Consider the following 479-nt stretch of genomic DNA (forward strand, 5'->3'; position numbering starts at 1 on the left):
GGCGAATAAGTATCGCAACACTGCTGTTTTCGAGGAGAAGACCTCAATGAGTCGAGGACCCGGATTGCGCAAGGCAATCGCTGAAAAGTTCGACGATGAGGTGCGATTCTTCAAAGGGTGGATGGACAAGCCAAAGGCTGTCGGCGCGATATTGCCGACCAGCGCGATCACCTCGCGGCGTATGGCTTCCGTCATCGACATCCATTCCGGCCTGCCTGTCCTTGAGCTTGGACCGGGTACCGGCGTTATCACCAAGGCCATTCTCGAACATGGCGTGAAGCCGGAAAATCTCTACGCCGTGGAGTATTCGCCGGAATTCGTGAACCATCTCCATCGCCTGTATCCGACTGTGAACGTGATCGAGGGCGATGCTTTCGATCTTGATCGTACACTTGCGCATGTAGAGCCGAAAACCTTCGATGCGGTGATTTCCGGTGTGCCGATGCTGAGCTTTCCGGTAGCGAAGCGCATTTCCTATC

General features: G+C 54.9%; 1 protein-coding gene. It reads left to right on the plus strand.

Annotation, left to right across the window (positions count from 1 at the left end; translation table 11 throughout):
* Window positions 1-46: 46 nt before the first annotated feature.
* A partial coding sequence (locus tag AB1462_RS31770; protein ID WP_367249049.1) for a class I SAM-dependent methyltransferase occupies window positions 47-479 on the plus strand: 433 nt, incomplete at its 3' end.

Source organism: Pseudomonas sp. SB113 (genome assembly GCF_040754745.1).
Taxonomy (GTDB): Bacteria; Pseudomonadota; Gammaproteobacteria; order Pseudomonadales; family Pseudomonadaceae; genus Aquipseudomonas; species Aquipseudomonas grimontii.